Source organism: Geminicoccus sp. (assembly GCF_035556675.1).
In the GTDB taxonomy this organism is placed as follows: Bacteria; Pseudomonadota; Alphaproteobacteria; order Geminicoccales; family Geminicoccaceae; genus Geminicoccus.
Map to the genome: position 1 here is coordinate 1 of NZ_DATMFZ010000127.1, position 4,490 is coordinate 4,490.

Sequence of the window (4,490 nt, forward strand, 5' to 3'; positions counted from 1 at the left end):
CTGGCTGCTCAACATCCGCGGCGCCGACGTGCCGTTCAATCCCCTGCCGCTGGGCTTCGCCCTGCTCGGGACCGATGGTCATGTGCGGCTGTTCACCGACCGGGCCAAGCTCGCCGGGCTGGACTTCGGCAACCGCGTGGCCGTGGAGCCGTACGAGGCGTTCGAGCCGGCCCTGGCGGAGCTGGGGGGGCGCGGCCTGCGCCTCCTGGTGGACCCGGCCTATTCGGCGGTGGGCTTTGCCGACCGCTTTGCCGAGGCCGGCGGCAAGCTGGTCGAGGGCGAGGACCCGATCCCGCTGGCGCGCGCGGTCAAGAATCCCACCGAGGTGAAAGGCGCGTTCGCGGCCCAGCAGCGCGACGGGGCGGCGATGAGCCGGTTCCTGTGCTGGCTTTCGACCGAGGCGGTGGCGGCAGGCGTCGACGAGGTGGCGGCCGCGGCCAGGCTGCGCGCGATCCGCGCCGAGGATCCGCTGTTCCGGGGCCTGAGCTTCGAGACGATCAGCGCCTATGGGCCGAATGCCGCGCAGCCGCACTACCGGACGACGGCCGAGACCAACCTGAAGCTGGCGCCGGGCAACGTCTATCTGGTCGACAGCGGCGGCCAGTACCTGGACGGCACCACCGACGTCACCCGCACGATCGGGCTGGGCGAGGTGGCCGAGGCGATCCGCGTCCAGTTCACCCTGGTGCTCAAGGGCATGATCGCGGTCTCGGAGGCCGTCTTCCCGGAGGGCACCACCGGCGCGCAGCTCGACACGCTGGCGCGCCTGGCGCTGTGGCGGCACGGCCATGACTTCGACCACGGCACCGGCCACGGGGTCGGCAGCTATCTCTGCGTCCATGAGGGGCCGGCGCGGATCTCCAAGGGGCAGAGTGCGGTCAAGCTGCAGCCGGGCATGATCCTGTCCGACGAGCCCGGCCACTATGTCGCCGGCAGCCACGGCATCCGCACGGAGAACCTGCTGGTGGTGGAGCCCGCCCCCACCCCACCGGGCGGCGAGCGCAAGCTCCTGCGCTTTGCGACGCTGACGCTGGTGCCGATCGACCGAAAACTGATCGTGCCGGAGCTGCTGAGCGGCGAGGAGCGGGCGTGGCTGGACCGCTACCACGCCAGGGTGCTGGCCGAGATCGGGCCACTGGTGGACGGGTCGACCCGGCAGTGGCTGACGGAGGTCTGCGCGCCGCTGTGAGGCCGGCCCAGGGGCACTAGGCAGCCGAGCGGGCGGCGCGGCGCAGCACCTGCGGCGGCTGGCCGAACGCTCGCAGGAAGGCCCGGCGCATCCGTTCCGGATCGGCGAAGCCGGTTTCCCTGGCCACGATCTCCACGGGGTGACGCGTCTGCTCCAGCATGAGCCGCGCCGCCTCGACCCGCAGCTGTTCCACCGCCTTGGCCGGCGACTGGCCGGTCTCGGCGCGAAAGACGCGGCTGAACTGGCGCGGGCTGAGGGCTGCGGCTTCGGCCAGCTGCTCGACCGACAGCTCGGCCTGCAGGTTCCGCCTCGCGAAGTTCAGCGCCGACTGAACCCGGTCCGACCTGGGCGCCAGTTCCAGAAGCTCGGAATGCTGAGTCTGCCCGCCGGCGCGGCGGTGGTACATCACGAGCTTGCGGGCCACGGACTGCGCGATCTCCCGGCCGAGATCCTTCTCCACCATCGCCAAAGCGAGATCGACGCCCGCGGTCATGCCGGCCGAGGTCCAGACCGGGCCGTCGACGATGAAGATCCGGTCCTCCTCCACCCGCACCGCGGGGAAGCGGCTGCGCAGCTCGTGCGCCACCAGCCAGTGGGTCGTCGCCCGCCGCCCGTCGAGCTGGCCGGCCTCGGCCAGGACGAAGGCGCCGGTGCAGATCCCGCCCAGCCGGCGCACGGCCGGCAGGCAGGTGGCGATCCAGGCCGTCAGGCCCTCGCTCGGGCAGGGCACGCCCACGCCCCCGCCGACCAGCAAGGTGTCGAATGCCTCGCCCGCCAGTGGTCTGGTGGCCACGTCCATCCCGGTCGAGCTGCGCACCAGGCCGCCCTGCTCCGACACGGTCGCCAGCTCGTAGATTGCCTCCCCAGAGCAGATGTTGGCGAACTCGAACACTGAACCCGCTGCCAGGCTCATCATCTGGAAGCCGGGGAAGACCGCGAATCCGACACGCATGCGAACTCACATTTCATGGCATGAAAGAAGGCATATTCGACATTTGGGACACGCACCAGCGGGAGTAGCTTCCTCTACCGCAGGCGGCATCGCCGCCGGCATCCCGCAACGGAGTGGAACCCCATGGCTCTGTCCTCTCTCGGCACCGCCCTCGTTACCGGCGCCTCGTCCGGCATCGGTGCCGTCTATGCCGACCGCCTCGCCGGGCGTGGCTACGACCTGATCCTGGTGGCACGCAACCGCAGCAAGCTCACCGAGCTGGCCGCCCACGTCGCGGACCGCACCGGCCGTTCCGTCGAGGTCGTGGCCGCCGATCTGGCCGACCGGACCGATCGGCGCGCGGTCGAGCAGCAGCTTCGCACCGATGCGAGCATCTCGATGCTGGTGAACAATGCCGGCGTGGGTTCGGCGGCCCCGCTGCTGGGCTCGGATGTCGAGGCGATGGAGGCGATGATCGACCTCGACGTGACGGCGCTGATGCGCCTCACCTATGCGGCCGCCCCGGCCTTCGTGGCCCGCGGGCGCGGGACGATCGTCAACATCGCCTCGATCGTCGCGATCGGGCCCGAGGTGCTGAACGGCGTCTATGGCGGTGCGAAGGCCTTCGTGCTGGCCTTCAGCCAGTCCCTGCATCACGAGCTGGCGGACAAGGGCGTGCGGGTGCAGGCGGTGCTGCCCGGCGCCACGGCGACCGATTTCTGGAACGTGGCCGGCCTGCCAGTCGAGCACCTGCCGGGCGAGATCGTGATGAAGGCCACCGACATGGTGGATGCCGCCCTGGCCGGCCTGGATGCCGGCGAGCTCGTCACCATCCCGGCACTGCCGGACATCACCCAGTGGCAGGCTTATGAGGTCGCGCGTCAGGCCATGCTGCCCAACCTGTCCTGCACACAGCCGGCGGCACGCTACCTTTCCGGCAAGGCGGCAGCCTGAGCCCGTGCTCAGGCCCGGCCGAGCAGGCGGCGCATGCCCTGGACGGCCCGGTCGATCGACCGCTCGGCGATCCCCTCCGCCCTGGCGATCAGGCCGCCGAAGCGTGGCCAGCGCCGGTGGACATAGCGCAGTGCGCGGCTGGCCCAGGGCGCGTGGCGGCTGAGCACGATCAGGCCCACGAAGATGAACAGGAAACCCTGCAGGATCGGCAGGAACAGGCCGATGAAGCCCAGGAACAGGAAACCGTAGCCGATCGAAAGGGCCGCGATGCGGTTCATGGGCAATCGGCCATCTGGCAAGGGCTCCAGCCGGGGTTAGCGGTGCGCCGTACGCCCGGTCCTGCCGGGACATCGGCAGGACCATCAGATAGGCGGGATCGAGCCGTGCGGAAGATGCCTCATCGCCTCGTGAAGCGGCTTTGCCACAGGCCCGGATTCTTCAGGCCGCTGCACCTGGAGAATCCGGGGCACAGGAGAGGCTGCTTTAGTTGAACGTGTGCAGGCCCAGCTTCAGGCTGCCGTCGTCCTGCTTCTCGAACACATGGGTGGCCATGCCCTGAAAGGTGGTGGCGACCCCGTCTTGGTCCTTGCCCTTGGCGGTCCAGCGGGCTGCGGCCACGACCGTGTCGTCATCCTCCACGATCCGGATCGGCTGCAGCGTGTGGTCGGTCGCCCCGCTGCCGATCACGCCCGTGAAGAACTGCTCGATGCCGGCCGTCCCCTCGATGACGTCGTGCGTGGGCGGCAGCAGCATGGCATCATCGATGTAAAGGCTGGCGACGGTCTTCGCGTCGCCCTGGTTGAACGTGGCATCCCCATGCCTCATAGGCAGCCTTCACCTGCCCTTCCATAGTCTCAGCGCTGGCCGTCACTGACAGCATGGAAGTGGCCGCCGCAATTGGCGACCAACATGATTCGCATTCTCATCTCGTCACCTCTCAGGATGGAGAGGATCGATGATATCATGACATCACCCGTCGCACGAGTTGTACAAGGCAATGCTGTCCGGCTCGTAATATTGCCCAGCTCGTGGCTAGGTGCCGCTGGTCATTTCCAGGAACTGCTGCTCGGAGAGGGTCTGCACGCCCAGTGCCTGGGCCTTGGCGGCCTTGGAGCCGGCATCCGCGCCCACCACCAGATAGTCGGTGTTCTTCGACACGGACGAGCCGACCTTGGCGCCGAACCGCTCCGCCCGGGCCTTGGCCTCGGCACGGCCGAGCGTCTCCAGCGTGCCGGTGAAGATCACGACCTTGCCCGAGAGCGGGCTCTCGATGGCCCGGGGCCGGGCGGCGTCGGTGATGGTGAGCTCGGCTGCCAGCGCGTCGACCGCCGCGACATTGTGCGGCTCGGCGAAGAAGGCGGTGAGCGCGCCGATGAGCGCACTGCCGACCCGGTCGACATTGTCCAGATGGGCCAG

General features: G+C 69.3%; 6 protein-coding genes. 2 read left to right on the plus strand and 4 right to left on the minus strand.

The features are described from left to right. Window positions 1-1,189: aminopeptidase family protein P (locus VNS22_RS10140; RefSeq protein ID WP_325732012.1), on the plus strand; the 1,189-nt coding region annotated here is incomplete at its 5' end. Between the two features lie 16 nt (window positions 1,190-1,205). Here VNS22_RS10140 and VNS22_RS10145 read toward each other — a convergent pair. Further along, the gene (locus VNS22_RS10145) at window positions 1,206-2,141 is read right to left on the minus strand and encodes a GlxA family transcriptional regulator (RefSeq protein WP_325732014.1); all 936 of its coding nucleotides are present in this window, start codon (window positions 2,139-2,141) and stop codon (window positions 1,206-1,208) included. Window positions 2,142-2,264: 123 nt separating this feature from the next. On the opposite strand from VNS22_RS10145, the gene VNS22_RS10150 reads away from it, so the two are divergent. Next, a complete protein-coding gene (locus VNS22_RS10150) occupies window positions 2,265-3,074 on the plus strand; it encodes an SDR family oxidoreductase (protein WP_325732016.1) in 810 nt (269 codons plus the stop codon). Window positions 3,075-3,082: 8 nt separating this feature from the next. On the opposite strand, the gene VNS22_RS10155 is transcribed toward VNS22_RS10150, so the two are convergent. From VNS22_RS10155 to VNS22_RS10165, 3 genes are all read right to left on the minus strand, one after another. Beyond that, entirely contained in the window at window positions 3,083-3,352 is a 270-nt protein-coding gene (locus VNS22_RS10155; protein WP_325732018.1) for a PGPGW domain-containing protein, read from the minus strand. Between the two features lie 205 nt (window positions 3,353-3,557). Then, a complete protein-coding gene (locus tag VNS22_RS10160) occupies window positions 3,558-3,899 on the minus strand; it encodes a YybH family protein (protein ID WP_325732020.1) in 342 nt (113 codons plus the stop codon). Between the two features lie 207 nt (window positions 3,900-4,106). Beyond that, window positions 4,107-4,490, minus strand: a 384-nt coding sequence (locus tag VNS22_RS10165) for a BRCT domain-containing protein (protein ID WP_325732022.1), incomplete at its 5' end; no start/stop codon positions are given.

Bases quoted from the DNA above. Each gene is read 5' to 3' on its own strand.
- VNS22_RS10145 (WP_325732014.1), bottom strand. From the start codon at position 2,141: ATGCGTGTCGGATTCGCGGTCTTCCCCGGCTTCCAGATGATGAGCCTG.
- VNS22_RS10150 (WP_325732016.1), top strand. From the start codon at position 2,265: ATGGCTCTGTCCTCTCTCGGCACCGCCCTCGTTACCGGCGCCTCGTCC.
- VNS22_RS10155 (WP_325732018.1), bottom strand. From the start codon at position 3,352: ATGAACCGCATCGCGGCCCTTTCGATCGGCTACGGTTTCCTGTTCCTG.
- VNS22_RS10160 (WP_325732020.1), bottom strand. From the start codon at position 3,899: ATGAGGCATGGGGATGCCACGTTCAACCAGGGCGACGCGAAGACCGTC.